The organism is Streptomyces sp. V3I7 (genome assembly GCF_030817495.1).
GTDB lineage: Bacteria > Actinomycetota > Actinomycetes > Streptomycetales > Streptomycetaceae > Streptomyces.
Map to the genome: position 1 here is coordinate 1,519,384 of NZ_JAUSZK010000001.1, position 17,546 is coordinate 1,536,929.

Genomic DNA, 17,546 nt, shown 5'->3' on the forward strand with positions numbered 1-17,546 from the left:
AAACGGCGAGGTCCCGGTCGGGACCTCGCCGTCGACAGAGCCGGCTGACCTCAGACGTTGAAGCCCAGCGCGCGCAGCTGCTCGCGGCCGTCGTCCGTGATCTTGTCCGGGCCCCACGGGGGCATCCAGACCCAGTTGATACGCAGCTCGTTGACCAGACCCTCGGTGGCGTCCTTGGCCTGGGACTCGATGACGTCCGTCAGCGGGCACGCCGCCGACGTCAGGGTCATGTCGATGGTCGCCACGTTCGAGTCGTCCACGTGGATGCCGTAGATCAGCCCGAGGTTGACGACGTCGATGCCCAGTTCGGGGTCGACCACGTCCATCAGGGCCTCACGGAGCTGCTCCTCCGAGGCCGGCTTCATCTCCACGGTGTCGCTCATGCCGTCTTCCTTTCGGCGTCGGCTCCGGTGGTCAGTGCCTGGGCCGTCGCGTCCTTCCACGCCATCCAGCTCAGGAGGGCGCACTTGACCCGCGCGGGGTACTTGGAGACACCGGCGAACGCGACCGCGTCCTCCAGGATGTCCTCCATGGCGTCGTCGGGCTCGATCCGGCCCTTGGACTGCATCAGCTCCAGGAAGGTCTCCTGGATCTTCTGCGCGTCGGCCAGTTCCCTGCCGACGAGGAGTTCGTTCAGTACGGACGCCGAGGCCTGGCTGATCGAGCAGCCCTGGCCCTCGTAGGAGACGTCCTCGACCGTCGTGCCGTCGTACTTCACGCGAAGGGTGATCTCGTCGCCACACGTCGGGTTCACATGGTGCACCTCGGCGTCACCATCCCGAAGACCACGCCCGTGCGGGTTCTTGTAGTGGTCCAGGATGACTTCCTGGTACATGGAGTCGAGCTTCACTGTTCCAGCACGCCCTTCAGCCGAAGAAGTTCCGTACGTGCTCCAGTCCGTCGACCAGAGCGTCGATCTCGGCCGGCGTGGAGTACAGATAGAACGACGCGCGCGTGGTCGCGGGAATTCCGTACCGCAGGCAGACCGGCCGTGCGCAGTGGTGACCCACACGCACCGCGATGCCCTGCTCGTCGAGGACCTGGCCCACGTCGTGGGGGTGGATGTCGCCGAGCGTGAAGGAGATCGCCGCGCCGCGGTCCTCGGCCGTGGTGGGGCCGATGATCCTGAGGTCGGGGACCTCCTTGAGCCGCTTCACCGCGTACTCGGTGAGCGCGTGCTCGTGGGCGAGGATCTTGTCCATGCCGATCGACGACAGGTAGTCGATCGCCGCGCCGAGACCGACCGCCTGCGCGATCGGCGGCGTACCCGCCTCGAACTTGTGGGGCGCGGGGGCGTACGTCGAGGAGTGCATTGACACCGTCTCGATCATCTCGCCGCCGCCGAGGAACGGAGGCAGGTCCTCCAGCAGCTCCTGGCGGCCCCACAGGACGCCGATGCCGGTCGGGCCGCACATCTTGTGGCCGGTGAAGGCCACGAAGTCGGCGCCGAGGGCCTGGACGTCCAGCGGCATGTGCGGAGCGGCCTGGGAGGCGTCGATGCAGACGAGCGCGCCGACCTCCTGGGCGCGGCGCACGATCGCCTCGACCGGGTTGACCGTGCCCAGGATGTTGGAGACCAGCACGAAGGAGACGACCTTCGTCTTCTCGGTGATGATCTGGTCGATGTTGGACAGATCGAGGCGGCCGTCGTCGGTCAGGCCGAACCACTTCAGCTTCGCGCCCGTGCGCTGCGCGAGCAGCTGCCACGGCACGATGTTGGAGTGGTGCTCCATCTCCGTGATGACGATCTCGGTCTCGTGGTCGACCCGGTAGGGCTCGTCGGCCCAGCCGAGCATGTTGGCCACGAGGTTGAGCGACTCGGAGGCGTTCTTGGTGAAGATCACCTCGTCGCGACTGGGCGCGTTGATGAACTCCGCGACCTTGTCGCGCGAGCCCTCGTACAGCGCCGTGGCCTCCTCGGCGAGCACATGCACACCGCGGTGGACGTTGGCGTTGTAGCGCTCGTAGTACTCACTGAGTGCGTCCAGCACCTGGCGCGGCTTCTGCGAGGTCGCGGCGTTGTCCAGGTACACGAGCTTCTTGTCGTCGTGGACCAGGCGGTCCAGGACGGGGAAGTCCTTGCGGATCGCCTCGGTGTCGAGGAGGCCCGGCAGCTGTGTCACGCGGATACGCCACCCTTCGTGTAAGCCTCGTAGCCCTCTTCCTCCAGCTTGTCGGCGAGCTCGGCGCCGCCGGACTCGACGATGCGGCCGCCGGAGAAGACGTGGACGAAGTCGGGCTTGATGTAGCGCAGGATGCGCGTGTAGTGGGTGATGAGCAGGGTGCCCGTCTCACCGGTCTCCCGAACGCGGTTGACGCCCTCGGAGACGACGCGCAAGGCGTCGACGTCGAGGCCGGAGTCGGTCTCGTCGAGGATCGCGATCTGCGGCTTCAGGAGCTCCAGCTGGAGGATCTCGTGGCGCTTCTTCTCACCGCCGGAGAAGCCCTCGTTGACGTTGCGCTCGGCGAAGGAGGGGTCCATCTGGAGACGCTCCATGGTCTCCTTGACCTCCTTCACCCAGGTGCGCAGCTTGGGGGCCTCGCCGCGGATGGCGCTGGCGGAGGTGCGCAGGAAGTTGGAGACGGAGACGCCGGGGACCTCGACCGGGTACTGCATGGCGAGGAACAGGCCGGCGCGGGCGCGCTCGTCGACCGACATGGCGAGGACGTCCTCGCCGTCGAGGGTGACGGTGCCGCCGGTGATCGTGTACTTCGGGTGACCCGCGAGCGAGTAGGCGAGGGTCGACTTGCCGGAGCCGTTGGGGCCCATGATGGCGTGCGTCTCGCCCTGCTTCACGGTGAGGTCGACGCCCTTGAGGATCTCCTTCGTGGCGTTGTCGGCCTCGACGGTGACGTGCAGGTCTCGGATTTCAAGCGTTGCCATGGGTGCCTCAGGACTCCTGGGTGAGGGAGACGAGCACGTCGTCCCCTTCGATCTTTACGGGGTATACGGGGACAGGGCGCGTCGCCGGAAGAGCGTCGGGCTTGCCGGAGCGGAGGTCGAAGCGCGAGCCGTGCAGCCAGCACTCGATGTGGCAGTCGTCCACCTCTCCCTCCGCCAGCGAGACGTTCGCGTGCGAGCAGATGTCGTAGATCGCGAACACCTCGCCCTCGGTGCGCACGACCGAGACGGGCGTGCCGTCGAGTTCCACCCGCTTCGGGGTGTCCTCCTCCAGCTCGCTCATCCCGCAGACTCGTACGAAGGTCATGCGACCGAAGCCTCCAGCTCCTCCGCGATCTTGGCGAGCAGGCGCTCCTCGATGTCGGCGACACCGATCTGCTGGACCAGCTCGGCGAAGAAGCCGCGGACGACGAGGCGGCGGGCCTCGTGCTCCGGGATGCCGCGGGCCATCAGGTAGAAGAGCTGCTCGTCGTCGAAGCGGCCGGTGGCGGAGGCGTGGCCGGCGCCGACGATCTCACCGGTCTCGATCTCCAGGTTCGGCACCGAGTCGACGCGCGCGCCGTCCGTGAGGACCAGGTTGCGGTTCATCTCGTAGGTGTCGGTGCCCTCGGCCGAGGCCTCGATGAGCACGTCGCCGATCCAGACCGCGTGCGCGTCGTCGCCCTGGAGCGCGCCCTTGTAGGCGACGTTGGACTTGCAGTGCGGGGTGTTGTGGGTGACCAGCAGGCGGTGCTCCTGGTGCTGGCCGGCGTCGGTGAAGTACAGGCCGTACAGCTCGGCCTCGCCGCCGGTGCCCGCGTAGGTGATGCGCGGGTGCAGGCGGACGAGGTCGCCGCCGAAGGTGACGACGACCGACTTGAAGGAGGCGTCGCGGCCGATCAGCGCGTTGTGCTGGGACACGTGCACGGCCTTGTCGTCCCAGTCCTGGACGGAGACGACGGTCAGCTTGGCGCCGTCACCGAGGATGTAGTCGACGCCCGCGGCGAGCACCGCGTCACCGGTGTGGTCGATGACCACGACGGCCTCGGCGAAGGCGCCGAGCTCGATCACCTGGTGGCCGAAGACGGTGCCGCCCTCGCCGTGGACCGCGATGCGGATCGGCTCGGTGAGGACGGTCTCCTTCGGCACGGTCACGACCGAGGCCTGCTCGAAGGCCGAGTACGCCTGGGCGGCGACGCGGTCGACGGGAGTGCCGGCCTTGCCGAGCCGGGCGTCGTCGCGGCCGACGGTCTCGACGGTGACGCCCTCGGGGGCCTCGACGGCGACCTTGACGCCCTCGCTGGTGGCGACGGCGGTGCCGTCGTGCAGACCGCGCAGGCGCTCCAGCGGGGTGAACCGCCACTCCTCCTCGCGGCCGTGCGGGACCGGGAAGTCCGCGACGTCGAAGGACGGAGGCGCGCTCATGCGCGAGACGACGGTCGACTCCGCGGCGACCGCGATCGAGCCGGCGGTGGTGGAGCCCACCGGGATGTTCTGAGCCTCAGCCATGGCTGTCGTTGTGCTCTCTTCCTACGTCAGAAATTCGCTGGCTGCTGTCGGGGGCGGGCCTTAGCCGACCGCGCCCTCCATCTGCAGCTCGATCAGCCGGTTGAGCTCCAGCGCGTACTCCATCGGCAGTTCCTTGGCGATCGGCTCGACGAAGCCGCGCACGATCATCGCCATCGCCTCGAACTCGCTCAGACCACGGCTCATCAGGTAGAAGAGCTGGTCCTCGGAGACCTTGGAGACGGTCGCCTCGTGGCCCATGGACACGTCGTCCTCGCGGACGTCGACGTACGGGTACGTGTCCGAGCGGGAGATGGTGTCGACCAGCAGCGCGTCGCACAGCACGTTCGACTTCGAGCCGGGGGCCCCCTCGCCGATCTCGATCAGACCGCGGTAGGAGGTACGGCCGCCACCGCGCGCCACCGACTTGGAGACGATGTTGGACGAGGTGTTCGGGGCCATGTGGACCATCTTGGCGCCGGCGTCCTGGTGCTGGCCCTCGCCCGCGAAGGCGATGGAGAGGGTCTCACCCTTGGCGTGCTCGCCCATCAGGTAGACGGCCGGGTACTTCATCGTCACCTTGGAGCCGATGTTGCCGTCGATCCACTCCATGGTCGCGCCCTCGTAGGCGACGGCGCGCTTGGTGACCAGGTTGTAGACGTTGTTCGACCAGTTCTGGATGGTCGTGTAGCGGCAGCGGGCGTTCTTCTTGACGATGATCTCGACGACCGCGGAGTGCAGCGAGTCCGACTGGTAGATCGGGGCGGTGCAGCCCTCGACGTAGTGCACGTAGGCACCCTCGTCGACGATGATCAGGGTCCGCTCGAACTGGCCCATGTTCTCCGTGTTGATACGGAAGTAGGCCTGGAGCGGGATCTCGACGTGGACGCCCGGCGGGACGTAGATGAAGGAGCCGCCCGACCACACGGCGGTGTTCAGCGAGGCGAACTTGTTGTCACCGGCGGGGATGACGGTGCCGAAGTACTCCTTGAAGAGCTCCGGGTGCTGCTTGAGCGCGGTGTCGGTGTCGAGGAAGATGACGCCCTGCTCCTCCAGGTCCTCGCGGATCTGGTGGTAGACGACCTCGGACTCGTACTGGGCGGCGACACCGGCGACGAGGCGCTGCTTCTCGGCCTCCGGGATGCCCAGCTTGTCGTAGGTGTTCTTGATGTCCTCGGGCAGGTCCTCCCAGGACTCCGCCTGCTTCTCCGTGGAGCGCACGAAGTACTTGATGTTGTCGAAGTCGATGCCCGACAGGTCCGAGCCCCAGTTCGGCATGGGCTTCTTGCCGAACAGCCTGAGGCCCTTGAGGCGCAGCTTGGTCATCCACTCGGGCTCGGACTTCTTCGCCGAGATGTCACGGACGACGTCCTCGTTCAGGCCGCGCTTCGCTGCGGCACCGGCTACGTCGGAGTCGGCCCAGCCGTATTCGTACTTGCCCAGACCCTCGAGTTCGGGGTGGGCAGTCTCCGTGGGGAGAGTCATGCGGGGTTCCTCCCGGCCGTGCTAGCAGATGCGTCAGATACGTCAGATGCGTCAGTGGAAATCTTGGGGATGAACGTCGTGCAGACACCGTCGCCGTGGGCGATCGTCGCCAGTCGCTGGACGTGGGTTCCGAGCAGCTCCGCGAAGATCTCGGTCTCCGCCTCGCACAGCTGGGGGAACTGCTCCGCGGCGTGCGCGACCGGGCAGTGGTGCTGGCAGAGCTGCTCACCCTTCTGGGGGTGGGGCGCGCTGCGTGCCGTAGCAGCGTACCCGTCCACGCTCAAGGCCTTGGCCAGCGCTTCGGTGCGTTCATCGGGGGCCGCCTTCTCGATCGCCTTGCGGTAGGCGTCAGCCTGCGCGGAGATCCGGGCCCGTGCGAAAGCGGCGACGGCTTCCTTGCCCCCGCCGTGCTCGGCGATCCAGCGGAGCGCGTCCACGGCGAGCTTGTCGTACGACTGGTCGAAGGCGTCCCGGCCGCAGTCGGTCAGCGCGAAGGCCTTGGCGGGGCGGCCGCGCGACCGCGTCCCGTACACCCGCCGCTCGCGCGCCTCCACGATGTCGTCGGCGACCAGTGCGTCGAGGTGGCGGCGGACCGCCGCCGGGGTGAGCCCCAGCCGGCCGGCGAGTTCGGTGACGGTCGACGGGCCGTGGTCCAGGATGGATCGCGCGACCCGGTTGCGCGTCGAACGCTCCCCGGTCGTGAGCTCCTCCTGCGGGGCCCCCTTGAGGGTCTCCCGAGCCATGCCGACGTTTTTCACAACGCCATTGTTGCGTAATTCCTCAGGCCCTGACAAGCCGGGCCCTGTCCGGCGGACGGTGCCTTTCATCACTTAGGCATACCTAATCCGACCTGCGGAAACACCGCGGAGACCCCACCGGCCCGACTCGGTGATCACGCGCCTCACCAGGCAATTCGATGGCGCACCGCACCGTCTTCCGGCACACGCTGGCCTCCGCCCCGACCGGCCCTCTCGTCACCCGCGACACCATTTCGGCGCGGTTGGGCGAAATGGGTGTCGAGAGGGGTGAGATCCTGCTCGTCCACTCCTCGCTGCGCTCCCTGGGCTGGGTGTGCGGCGGCGCCGTCGCCGTGGTCCGGGGACTCCTCGACGCCGTCGGTCCGGAGGGCACGCTCGTGGTCCCGACCCACTCCGCCGACCTCTCCGACCCCGCGGTGTGGGGGAACCCGCCCGTGCCGGAGGAGTGGTGGGAGACGATCCGCGCCACGATGCCGGCGTACGACCCTCGCGTCACGCCTTCGCGCGAGGTCGGCGTGATCCCGGAGACCGTCCGTACCTGGCCTGGCGCCCTGCGCAGTGCGCACCCCCAGACCTCGTTCGCGGCGCTCGGCCCGCGCGCGGCCGAGATCGTGGACGGGCACGCACCCGACTGCCGGCTCGGCGAGCACAGCCCGCTGGCCAGGCTGGAGCGCAAGGGCGCGCGGGTGCTGTTGCTGGGCGCGGGGATACGACGTGTGCACCAGCTTTCATCTGGCCGAATACCGCCTCCCGGCGCCGCGCGTGCGCATCGGGCGGCCGGCCGCGGGCGGCGGCTGGGAGACCGTGAGCGAGGTGTCGATCACCTCGGAGCGGTTCGACGAGCTGGGGCACGACTTCGAACGTGACCGTCCGGTCGTCCGCGGCACGGTGGGCGCGGCGGAGGTACGGCTGTTCCCCGTGGCCGACGCGGTGGCGTACGCGGAGCGGTGGCTGGTGCTGCACCGGCCCCGTGCGGAGGAGTTCCCGCACCCGGCCGCCTGAGGGCCGAACGGCGTACTTAGACTCTGTCCTCATGCGAAGTGAGCCGGCAGTCCAGGTCCAGGCCCTGGTGAAGCGGTACGGCACGAAGACCGCGGTGGACGGCCTCGACCTGGTGGCCCGGGCTGGGGTCACCGCCGTACTCGGACCCAACGGCGCGGGCAAGACGACCACGATCGAGACCTGCGAGGGGTACCGGAGGCCGGACTCCGGCACGGTGCGCGTCCTGGGTCTCGACCCGGTCGCCGACGCCGCCGCGCTGCGTCCCCGCGTCGGCGTGATGCTCCAGTCCGGCGGCGTCTACTCGGGCGCGCGGGCGGACGAGATGCTGCGGCACGTGGCGAAGCTGCACGCGCATCCGCTGGACGTGGACACGCTGATCGAGCGCCTCGGGCTCGGCAGCTGCGGCCGGACCTCCTACCGGCGGCTGTCCGGCGGCCAGCAGCAGCGGCTCGCGCTCGCCATGGCCGTCGTCGGACGCCCGGAGCTGGTGTTCCTGGACGAGCCGACGGCCGGCCTCGACCCGCAGGCCCGCCGGGCCACCTGGGACCTGGTACGGGACCTGCGCGCCGACGGCGTCTCGCTGATCCTCACGACCCACCACATGGACGAGGCCGAGCAGCTCGCCGACGACGTCGCCATCATCGACGCCGGCAAGGTGATCGCCCAGGGCTCGCCCGACGAGCTGTGCCGCGGCGGCGCCGAGAACACCCTGCGCTTCACGGGCCGCCCCGGGCTGGACGTCGGCTCCCTGCTCAAGGCGCTCCCCGCGGACTGCGCGGCCGCCGAGCTGACGCCGGGCTCGTACCGGGTCGTCGGCAAGGTCGACCCGCAGCTGCTGGCGACCGTGACCTCGTGGTGCGCGCAGAACGGTGTGATGCCGGACCGGATCTCGGTCGAGCGGCACACCCTCGAAGACGTCTTTCTTGAGCTCACCGGCAAGGAGCTGCGCTCGTGACGACGACCACCACCACGGGTACGTACGCCCCGAAGCCCGGCGCCGCCCCGCTCCCCCGCATGATCGCGGCGCAGGCGGCGCTGGAGACCCGGATGCTGCTGCGCAACGGCGAGCAGCTGCTGCTGACGGTCGTGATCCCGACGCTGCTGCTGGTCCTGTTCAGCTCCGTCGACATCGTGGACACCGGCGCGGGCAACGCCGTCGACTTCCTGACCCCCGGCGTCCTCGCGCTCGCGGTGATGTCGACGGCGTTCACCGGGCAGGCCATCGCGACCGGCTTCGAGCGCCGCTACGGCGTGCTGAAGCGGCTGGCGTCCTCGCCGCTGCCCCGCTGGGGGCTGATGACGGCGAAGACGGCGTCCGTGCTGGTCACCGAGGTCCTCCAGGTGATCCTGCTGACGGCGATCGCCTTCGCGCTGGGCTGGTCGCCGCACGGCGGGCCCGCCGCCGTCGTGCTCCTGCTGATCGTCGGCACGGCCGCCTTCTCCGGCCTCGGCCTGCTCATGGCGGGCACGCTGAAGGCGGAGGCCACGCTGGCCGCCGCCAACCTGGTCTTCCTGCTGCTGCTCGTCGGCGGCGGCGTCATCGTGCCGCTGGAGAAGTTCCCCTCCGCCGCGCAGCACGTGCTCGCGCTGCTGCCGACCTCGGCCCTCTCGGACGGCCTGCGGGACGTCCTCCAGCATGGGGCCGGGATGCCGTGGGGCGACCTCGGGATCCTGGGCGTGTGGGCGGTCGTGGGCCTGGCAGCGGCCGGCAGGTTCTTCCGCTGGGAGTGACGAAGCCCCGCAAGGGCGACCCTCGTGAAAGCGTGCACAAGCCGCCCCCTACGATGGTGCGCGTGCCAAAGCTGACCCGCGCCGACGCCGTAGCGGCCCTGCGCAACCCGCTCGCCTTCATCGCCGACCGCTGGACCCCGGCTCCCCGGACCGTCCAGCGGGCGGCGCTCGCCGCGCTCGTGATGGCGGTGGTCATCGTGGTCACCGGTGGTGCGGTACGCCTGACCGGCTCGGGCCTGGGCTGCCCGACCTGGCCCAAGTGCACCGCCGACTCGCTCACCACCACCGGCGCGATGGGTATCCACGGCGCCATCGAGTTCGGCAACCGCATGCTGACGTACGTGCTGTGCGCGGCGGTCGGCTGGGCCATCGTCACCGCCCGCTCCGAGAAGCCGTGGCGGCGCGGCCTGACCCGGCTGGGCTGGGCGCAGTTCTGGGTGGTCATGGGCAACGCGGTGCTCGGCGGCATCGTCGTGCTGGTCGGCCTCAACCCGTACACGGTCGCGGCCCACTTCCTGCTCTCCACCGCGCTGATCGCGGTCGCCACGGTGATGTGGCAGCGCACCCGTGAGGGCGACGAGGCGCCGCGTCCGCTGGTCGGCAGGTCGGTGGCCCAGCTGGTGTGGATCCTGGTGGCCGTCTCCGTGCTGCTGATCGCGGCCGGCACCGTCGTCACCGGCTCGGGTCCGCACGCGGGCGACTCCAGCCAGGTCGAGCGGATGCCGCTGGACTGGGAGACGGTCAGCAAGCTGCACGCGGTCCTGGCCTGGATCGTGGTGACCCTGACGTTCGCCCTGTGGTTCGTCCTGAAAGCGGTCGACGCCCCGAAGGGCCCGCTGAACCGCACCCGCGACCTCTTCGTCGTCCTGCTCCTCCAGGGCGTCATCGGCTACGTCCAGTACTTCACGGACCTCCCCGAGGGCCTGGTCGCCCTGCACATGCTCGGCTCCTGCCTGATGTGGATCGGCGCCCTGCGCGTGCTGCTGTCGCTGCGCGAGCGCCCCGGCGCGGCGGTCGAGGTGCCGGCCCCGGCGGCTCAGGCTCAGACTCCGTCGTACGACGCGACGAGCTCGTCGATCGCCGCCCCGAGGTAAGCCCGCGTCAACTCCGCCCTGCGAGCCGTCCACCGTTCGGTGGGCGGCTCGGCGGTGCCGTAGCGACGGCGGCGGATGTCCTCGACCACCTCGACGGGGGCGCCCAGCGCGGGCAGCGTCTCCAGCGCCTCGCGCTTGGTGATCAGCCGGCCCTCCCTGAGCGTGACGGCGGCGCGGGCGTGGGTGACCATGCCGAGGTCCACCCAGACCTCCTGGGTCCAGTTGTCCGCCCGGTCCACCTGCCGCCGCCAGTAGTTTTGTTGGTCGCGCACCACGAACGCGGCGAGCTCCCGGTCCGGCACCGCCGGGAGCAGCTCGCCGGGCTCCGCCCCGTAGAGCACCCGGCCGAAGTCGTGCAGCTCGCGCCGGGTCACCGGGGTGACCGGCCGCCGGAACAGCTCCTCGTACGCCCAGGTCAGATGCGATCGCCCGGCGTCGGCGGTCGTCGCCGGGGTCAGATAGCTGCAGTGCAGACGGTCGGCGAGCGGCGCGTCGCGCAGGCGGGCGTGCAGCAGGGCCACCCGCCACACCGTCCGTGCCGTGAGCGGACGCGGCAGTACGGCGACCAGGTCCAGGTCGCTGCGCCCCTCCTGGTAGTCGCCCCCGGCCAGCGACCCGTGCGCCCACACGGCGACGGGGGCCGACGTGGCCAGGCCTGTGAGGAAACGCCCGATGAGGGCTTCGGTGTCGGTCACCCGGCCAGTCTGGGGAAGCGGGCCCGGGCCGTACACCCCGCTCACCCGAGTCCGTACACCCGCCGCGCGTTTCCGGACGCCAGCATCGACGCCACCCGCTGGGCGTCGGACGGGGACCAGGCGCCCTCGGTGATCCAGGTGCCGAGGACGCGGTTGAGGGCCTCGCGGAACAGGTGGGCGCCCACGACGTGCAGCTCCGGCAGGCTCTGGGCGCCGCTGGAGAAGAGGATCTTGCCGAAGGGGGCCAGCTCCAGGATCTCGGCGAGGACGGTGGCCGCACGGGCGCCGGTGCGTACGAGCGCGGCGCCCGAGTCGGCGTACACGTGCGGGAAGGCGCCCGCGAGATGGGCGGCGTGGCGGTGGTACGGGTAGCCGTGCAGCAGGACCAGGTCGGTGCCGAGGCCGGCGGTGGCGCGGACGAAGCCGGTCAGCAGCCCCGGGTCCGTGCGGTCGACGCGGGTGCCCGGTCCGCCCAGTCCGGCGTGGAGTTGCAGCGGCAGGCCCGAGGCCACCGCGATCCACAGCAGGTGCCGCAGCAGCACCGGGTCGTTCAGCTCCCCGCCGACGCGCCGCCCCGCCAGCCAGCGGCCGGCGGCCCCGCGCACCTCCCCCGGTCCGGGCGGCTCGGGCGCGAGCGCCAGTCCGTGTCGCAGCGCCGCCACCGAGGTGAAGGCGACGGCGCCGGTGGCGGCGCCGTGCACCGACTCGGCGAGGTTGGCGAGGAAGGAGTCGACGGTGCCGGAGGTGTCGGCGACCTGCTCGGCGAGGACTTCCAGGCGCACGATCTCGTGGGCGCGCGCGCCGCCCGCCGAGGCCAGTTCGTCCGGTCCGGTCAGATCGCCGGGCAGGCCGGTGTCGACGAGGAACGTCGTGATGCCGCTGCCCCGCAGCAGCCTGCGGCCCGCTTCCAGTACGCCGAGTTCACGACGCCGGGCGAGATAACGGGCGGGCGCGCAGTGCGCTTCCAGGCCGAGAAGCGGGGGGCACCAGCGGCGTACCGCGAAGCCGGTCTGGGTGTCGAAGAGCGTGGTGCCCGGCGCGGGCGGTCCCTCGGTCCGCGCCAGTTGGGCCTCGAAGGTGCCGAGGCCCAACTCGGTTCTCAGGACGCCGTGGCAGTACTGGTCCACCAGGGACGGCGTTTCGATCATCCGGGCTCCCCGCGTAGACGCTGCGCTGCTCTACGGTCCTAACGGGTGAACCGGGGTAGAGGTGTTGCGGGCTGTTCGAGGGAGGACGATGTGGTGAGGCGGCCGCGGGTCATCGGTGGCTGGTCGCGCCCACGCGACGGAGTCGCAAATTCAGCAGGGCCCCGTGCCCTTTGGGCGCGTTGTTCAGCCGTTGCTCGGGCCGCCGAGCTGGATCCCCGCCATGCGCGTCCACTCGTACGGGCCCGTCTTCACCTTGGCGGCGAACTCGCCGTCGAACGACTCGTGGACGGTGATGCCGGCCTTCTCCACCGCCTTCTCGGCGATCTCGTAGCTGGGCGCCACCAGGTCGCCCCAGCCGCCGTCCTCGCCGACGAGCACGATGCGGGCGCCGCGCTCGCCGATGTAGGCCACCTGTCCCTCGGCACCGCCGTGCGCCTTGGAGAAGCTGTCGATCTGCCGGGCGAGCTTCGCCGCCGTCCGCTCGGCCTTCGCGTCAACCTGCTGCGTGTCTGCCATGGTCAGGATGCTACCGACGGGTAGATCAAACGGCGACGGGCGGGGTGCGTGGCCTTGACCACGAACCCCGCCCCTACGGCGGACAGATGAGGGACTGGCGGAAGAGGGACTAGCGGAGGAAGGGGTCCACCGCGACCGCCACGAAGAGGATCGACACGTAGGTGATCGACCAGTGGAACAGGCGCATCTCCTTGAGCTTGGCGCCCGTCGCCTCCGCCTTCGCACGGTTCTGCAGGCCGTGCGCCTCCCACAGCCAGAAGCCGCCGGCCGCCAGCGCGACCGCCGTGTAGAACCAGCCCGTGTAGCCGAGCGGGGTCAGCAGCAGGGAGACGGCGACCATCACCCAGCTGTAGATCACGATCTGCCGGGCGACCACCTTGTTGGAGGCGATGACCGGCAGCATCGGCACGCCCACGCGCGCGTAGTCGTCCTTGACCTTCATGGACAGCGGCCAGTAGTGCGGCGGCGTCCAGAAGAACATGACGAGGAAGAGGATGACCGGCGCCCAGGACAGGGAGTCGGTCACCGACGACCAGCCGATGAGCACCGGCAGACAGCCCGCGATGCCGCCCCACACGATGTTCTGCGACGTACGCCGCTTGAGGATCATCGTGTAGACGACGACGTAGAAGAGGAGCGCTCCGAGCGACAGCCACGCCGACAGCCAGTTGACGGTGAATCCGAACAGCAGCGTCGAGACGACCGCCAGCATGATGCCGAAGGCGAGGCATTCACGCGGGCTGACCATGCCGGTGACCAGCGGGCGCTGCGAGGTGCGGTCCATGAGCGCGTCGATGTCGCGGTCGATGTACATGTTCAGCGCGTTGGCGCCGCCCGCGGAGAGGAAGCCACCGACGCAGGTGAGGAGCACCAGCGTCAGGTCGGGCACGCCCTGCTGGGCCAGGAACATCACCGGGACGGTGGTGATGAGCAGCAGCTCGATGATCCGTGGCTTGGTCAGCGCCACGAACCCCATGACACGGGCCCCCAGCGGCCGGTGGCCCGGGCTCTGAGTCGCACCGGGTTCCCCCGTGGCCCTCATGGCACGGGCGGTGCCCCCAGGACGGGAATCGACGGCCGTCACGTACACCCCTGACAGAGACATCCCAGCGAGCCCCGCCGTGTGAACAGGCGGTAAAGGCTCGCGCGTACCACGCCACTGTAGACGTTGCCCAGACCCCGGCTTCCGCGGGGGTCGGATCGTGTTCGGCGGGGGCGCTGCCGGACGTGTCGCGGGCGGCGGCCGGAGCTGACCGAAACCCGGTTGAGCAGGGAGGCGGAAGCGTCCGTATTCATGTGCCACACCGCCTCGCGGGCGACCGGGAGGCGGATCCGCGGGAGTCCCGGCAGTCTGGAATGGCTCGCAAAAACGCACGTCCCCACGAGGGTAGGCTCGACAGCGGCCGGTGGGCACCCAGTGCGCCGGCAGCCGGGGGCACCTGCCCACAGAGACCGGCAACCGACATGTGGAGAGGAGCCCTGACCCAGGGTGAGCACCAAGCCGACCACCACAGACCTCGAGTGGACCGAAGTGGACCAGCGGGCCGTGGACACCGCCCGCGTCCTGGCCGCCGATGCCGTACAGAAGGTCGGCAACGGCCATCCTGGTACGGCGATGAGCCTGGCGCCGGCCGCGTACACCCTCTTCCAGAAGGTGATGCGGCACGACCCCGCCGACCCGGAGTGGGTCGCGCGCGATCGCTTCGTGCTGTCCGCGGGCCACTCCTCCCTGACCCTGTACACCCAGCTCTACCTCGCGGGCTTCGGCCTGGAGCTGGACGACCTGAAGGCGTTCCGCACCTGGGGCTCGAAGACCCCGGGCCACCCGGAGTACGGGCACACGACGGGCGTGGAGACGACGACCGGCCCGCTGGGCCAGGGTGTCGCCAACGCGGTGGGCATGGCGATGGCCGCCCGGTTCGAGCGCGGTCTGTTCGACCCGGACGCTCCGCAGGGCGAGTCCCCCTTCGACCACTACATCTACTGCATCGCCGGTGACGGCTGCCTCCAGGAGGGCGTCTCCGCGGAGGCCTCCTCGATGGCGGGCCATCAGCAGCTCGGCAACCTGATCCTGCTGTGGGACGACAACCACATCTCGATCGAGGGCGACACCGAGACGGCGGTCTCCGAGGACACCTGCAAGCGCTACGAGGCCTACGGCTGGCATGTGCAGCGCGTCGAGCCGAAGCCCAGCGGCGACCTCGACCCGCAGGCCCTGTACGAGGCGATCGAGGCCGCGAAGCAGGTGACGGACAAGCCGTCCTTCATCGCGATGCGCTCGATCATCGCCTGGCCGGCCCCGCACGCGCAGAACACCGAGGCCGCGCACGGCTCGGCGCTGGGTGACGAGGAGGTCGCGGCCACCAAGCGCGTCCTCGGCTTCGACCCGGAGCAGAGCTTCGAGGTCTCCGACGAGGTCATCAGCCACACCCGCCAGGCGCTGGAGCGCGGCCGCCAGGCCAAGGCCGAGTGGGAGAAGTCCTTCCAGGAGTGGCGCATCGACAACCCGGAGCGCGCCGCCGAGTTCGACCGCATCAGCAAGGCCGAGCTGCCCGCCGGCTGGGAGGACAAGCTCCCGGTCTTCGAGACGGGCAAGGGCGTCGCCACGCGTGCCGCCTCCGGCAGGGTGCTCCAGGCGCTGGGCGCGGTCGTGCCCGAGCTGTGGGGCGGCTCCGCCGACCTGGCCGGCTCGAACAACACGACCATCGACAAGACGTCGTCGTTCCTGCCGGCGGACAACCCGCTGCCGGAGGCCGACCCGTACGGCCGGACCATCCACTTCGGCATCCGCGAGTTCTCCATGGGCGCCGAGATGAACGGCATCGCCCTGCACGGGAACACCCGCGTCTACGGCGGCACGTTCCTCGTCTTCTCCGACTACATGCGCAACGCCGTGCGCATGTCGGCGCTGATGCACCTGCCGGTGACGTACGTGTGGACGCACGACTCCATCGGCCTCGGTGAGGACGGCCCGACGCACCAGCCGGTCGAGCACCTGGCCGCGCTGCGCGCGATCCCGGGTCTGAACGTCGTCCGCCCGGCCGACGCCAACGAGACGGCCGTCGTCTGGGGCGAGATCCTCAAGCGCTACACCAAGGTCTTCGGCAAGGGCGCCCCGCACGGCCTCGTGCTGACCCGCCAGGGCGTGCCGACGTACGAGCCCGACGAGAACGCCGCGCGCGGTGGTTACGTCCTGTTCGAGGCCGAGGGCGGCGCTCCCGAGGTCATCCTCATCGCCACCGGCTCCGAGGTGCACGTCGCCGTCGAGGCACGCGAGCAGCTCCAGTCCGAGGGCATTCCCACGCGCGTGGTGTCGATGCCGTCGGTCGAGTGGTTCGAGGAGCAGGACCAGGGGTACCGGGACAGCATTCTGCCCCCGTCCGTGAAGGCGCGGGTCGCGGTGGAGGCCGGGATCGGCCTCACCTGGCACAAGTACGTCGGGGACGCCGGCCGCATCGTGTCGCTGGAGCACTTCGGTGCCTCCGCCGACGGCAAGGTCCTCTTCCGCGAGTTCGGCTTCACGCCCGAGAACGTGGCCGCGAAGGCCCGGGAATCCCTGGCCGCCGCCCAGCGCTGACGCTCATATACGACACGTAGGAGATGTAATTCCATGACAGACGCACTCAAGCGCCTCTCCGAGGAGGGCGTCGCGATCTGGCTGGACGACCTGTCGCGCAAGCGGATCACGTCCGGCAACCTCGCCGAACTGATCGACCAGCAGCACGTCGTGGGCGTCACCACCAATCCGTCGATCTTCCAGAAGGCGATCAGCCACGGCGACGGTTACGAGCAGCAGGTCGCGGACCTCGCCGCCCGCAAGGTCACCGTCGAGGAAGCGATCCGCATGATCACGACGGCGGACGTCCGGGACGCGGCCGACGTCCTGCGCCCCGTCTTCGACGCGACCGACGGCCAGGACGGCCGGGTCTCCATCGAGGTCGACCCGCGCCTGGCGCACAACACGGCGGCGACCATCGCCGAGGCCAAGCAGCTGGCCTGGCTGGTCGACCGGCCCAACACCCTCATCAAGATCCCGGCCACCAAGGCGGGCCTCCCGGCGATCACCGAGGTCATCGGCCTCGGCATCAGCGTCAACGTCACGCTGATCTTCTCGCTGGAGCGCTACCGCGAGGTCATGGACGCCTACCTGGCCGGCCTGGAGAAGGCCAGGGCGCGCGGCCTGGACCTGTCGCTGATCCGCTCGGTGGCGTCGTTCTTCGTGTCCCGCGTGGACACCGAGATCGACAAGCGGATCGACGCCCTGGGCACCGACGAGGCCAAGGCGCTGCGCGGCAAGGCCGCCGTCGCCAACGCCCGGCTCGCCTACCAGGCGTACGAGGAGGTCTTCTCCTCCGACCGCTTCAAGGCGCTGGAGCAGGCGGGCGCCCACAAGCAGCGTCCGCTGTGGGCCTCCACCGGCGTGAAGGACAAGGCGTACTCGGACACCATGTACGTCGACGAGCTGGTGGCGCCGAACACGGTGAACACCATGCCGGAGGCCACCTTGGAGGCCACCGAGGACCACGGCGACGTCCGCGGTGACACGGTCTCCGGCACCTACGAGCAGGCCCGCGCCGACCTCGACGCCGTCGAGGCGCTCGGCATCTCGTACGACGACGTGGTCCAGCTGCTGGAGGACGAGGGCGTCGAGAAGTTCGCGACGTCCTGGAACGACCTGCTGAAGTCGACCGAGGCGGAGCTCAAGCGCCTCGCTCCCGCGAAGGACTGAC

17 protein-coding genes and 1 pseudogene are annotated in these 17,546 nt (G+C 70.0%); 6 read left to right on the top strand and 12 right to left on the bottom strand.

The window, feature by feature from the left end; all coding sequences use genetic code 11:
- Positions 1-50: 50 nt before the first annotated feature.
- The 8 genes from QFZ74_RS07215 to QFZ74_RS07250 are packed head-to-tail and all read right to left on the bottom strand — an operon-like array spanning position 51 to position 6,630.
- A complete protein-coding gene (locus tag QFZ74_RS07215; protein ID WP_307619954.1) occupies positions 51-383 on the bottom strand; it encodes a metal-sulfur cluster assembly factor in 333 nt (110 codons plus the stop codon).
- Positions 380-850, bottom strand: coding sequence for a Fe-S cluster assembly sulfur transfer protein SufU (gene sufU / locus QFZ74_RS07220; RefSeq protein ID WP_307619955.1), 471 nt, complete (start codon positions 848-850; stop codon positions 380-382). The genes QFZ74_RS07215 and sufU overlap by 4 nt, the downstream gene beginning before the upstream one ends.
- A 16-nt stretch (positions 851-866) precedes the next feature.
- Complete coding sequence (locus QFZ74_RS07225) at positions 867-2,123, bottom strand: cysteine desulfurase (RefSeq protein ID WP_307619956.1); 1,257 nt, start codon at positions 2,121-2,123, stop codon at positions 867-869.
- Positions 2,120-2,884: a Fe-S cluster assembly ATPase SufC gene (gene sufC / locus QFZ74_RS07230; RefSeq protein WP_307619957.1), complete on the bottom strand. Its 765-nt coding sequence runs from the start codon at positions 2,882-2,884 to the stop codon at positions 2,120-2,122. The genes QFZ74_RS07225 and sufC overlap by 4 nt, the downstream gene beginning before the upstream one ends.
- Positions 2,885-2,891: 7 nt before the next feature.
- Positions 2,892-3,209: a non-heme iron oxygenase ferredoxin subunit gene (locus tag QFZ74_RS07235; protein ID WP_307619958.1), complete on the bottom strand. Its 318-nt coding sequence runs from the start codon at positions 3,207-3,209 to the stop codon at positions 2,892-2,894.
- Positions 3,206-4,390: a Fe-S cluster assembly protein SufD gene (gene sufD, locus QFZ74_RS07240; protein ID WP_307619959.1), complete on the bottom strand. Its 1,185-nt coding sequence runs from the start codon at positions 4,388-4,390 to the stop codon at positions 3,206-3,208. Before sufD ends, QFZ74_RS07235 begins: the two co-directional genes overlap by 4 nt.
- A gap of 60 nt (positions 4,391-4,450) precedes the next feature.
- Positions 4,451-5,872, bottom strand: a complete 1,422-nt coding sequence (gene sufB, locus QFZ74_RS07245; RefSeq protein WP_307619960.1) for a Fe-S cluster assembly protein SufB — start codon at positions 5,870-5,872, stop codon at positions 4,451-4,453.
- On the bottom strand, positions 5,869-6,630 hold the full coding sequence (locus QFZ74_RS07250) for a metalloregulator ArsR/SmtB family transcription factor (RefSeq protein ID WP_307619961.1): 762 nt from the start codon (positions 6,628-6,630) through the stop codon (positions 5,869-5,871). Before QFZ74_RS07250 ends, sufB begins: the two co-directional genes overlap by 4 nt.
- A gap of 158 nt (positions 6,631-6,788) precedes the next feature.
- On the opposite strand from QFZ74_RS07250, the pseudogene QFZ74_RS07255 reads away from it, so the two are divergent.
- The 4 genes and pseudogenes from QFZ74_RS07255 (at position 6,789) to QFZ74_RS07270 (ending at position 10,457) form a co-directional block, all read left to right on the top strand.
- Positions 6,789-7,632: pseudogene (locus QFZ74_RS07255) on the top strand (aminoglycoside N(3)-acetyltransferase).
- A 31-nt stretch (positions 7,633-7,663) separates the two neighbouring features.
- The gene (locus QFZ74_RS07260) at positions 7,664-8,587 is read left to right on the top strand and encodes an ABC transporter ATP-binding protein (RefSeq protein WP_307619962.1); all 924 of its coding nucleotides are present in this window, start codon (positions 7,664-7,666) and stop codon (positions 8,585-8,587) included.
- A 59-nt stretch (positions 8,588-8,646) separates the two neighbouring features.
- Entirely contained in the window at positions 8,647-9,363 is a 717-nt protein-coding gene (locus tag QFZ74_RS07265) for an ABC transporter permease (protein ID WP_307624065.1), read from the top strand.
- A 53-nt stretch (positions 9,364-9,416) separates the two neighbouring features.
- Positions 9,417-10,457, top strand: coding sequence for a heme A synthase (locus tag QFZ74_RS07270; protein WP_307619963.1), 1,041 nt, complete (start codon positions 9,417-9,419; stop codon positions 10,455-10,457).
- On the opposite strand, the gene QFZ74_RS07275 is transcribed toward QFZ74_RS07270, so the two are convergent.
- The 4 genes from QFZ74_RS07275 to QFZ74_RS07290 form a co-directional block, all read right to left on the bottom strand.
- Positions 10,406-11,152 carry a nucleotidyltransferase domain-containing protein gene (locus QFZ74_RS07275; protein ID WP_307619964.1) on the bottom strand — a complete coding sequence of 249 codons (747 nt, stop codon included), beginning with the start codon at positions 11,150-11,152 and terminating at the stop codon, positions 10,406-10,408. The genes QFZ74_RS07270 and QFZ74_RS07275 overlap by 52 nt on opposite strands.
- A 41-nt stretch (positions 11,153-11,193) precedes the next feature.
- Positions 11,194-12,300 carry an amidohydrolase family protein gene (locus QFZ74_RS07280; RefSeq protein WP_307619965.1) on the bottom strand — a complete coding sequence of 369 codons (1,107 nt, stop codon included), beginning with the start codon at positions 12,298-12,300 and terminating at the stop codon, positions 11,194-11,196.
- 183 nt (positions 12,301-12,483) lie between these two features.
- Complete coding sequence (locus QFZ74_RS07285; RefSeq protein WP_307619966.1) at positions 12,484-12,816, bottom strand: hypothetical protein; 333 nt, start codon at positions 12,814-12,816, stop codon at positions 12,484-12,486.
- A gap of 109 nt (positions 12,817-12,925) precedes the next feature.
- A complete protein-coding gene (locus QFZ74_RS07290) occupies positions 12,926-13,906 on the bottom strand; it encodes a heme o synthase (RefSeq protein ID WP_373462469.1) in 981 nt (326 codons plus the stop codon).
- Between the two features lie 399 nt (positions 13,907-14,305).
- Between QFZ74_RS07290 and tkt the strand changes: the two genes are divergently transcribed.
- Both tkt and tal read left to right on the top strand, forming a co-directional pair.
- A complete protein-coding gene (tkt, locus tag QFZ74_RS07295) occupies positions 14,306-16,393 on the top strand; it encodes a transketolase (RefSeq protein ID WP_307619968.1) in 2,088 nt (695 codons plus the stop codon).
- Positions 16,394-16,426: 33 nt separating this feature from the next.
- On the top strand, positions 16,427-17,545 hold the full coding sequence (gene tal / locus QFZ74_RS07300; protein ID WP_307619969.1) for a transaldolase: 1,119 nt from the start codon (positions 16,427-16,429) through the stop codon (positions 17,543-17,545).
- Position 17,546: the final 1 nt, after the last annotated feature.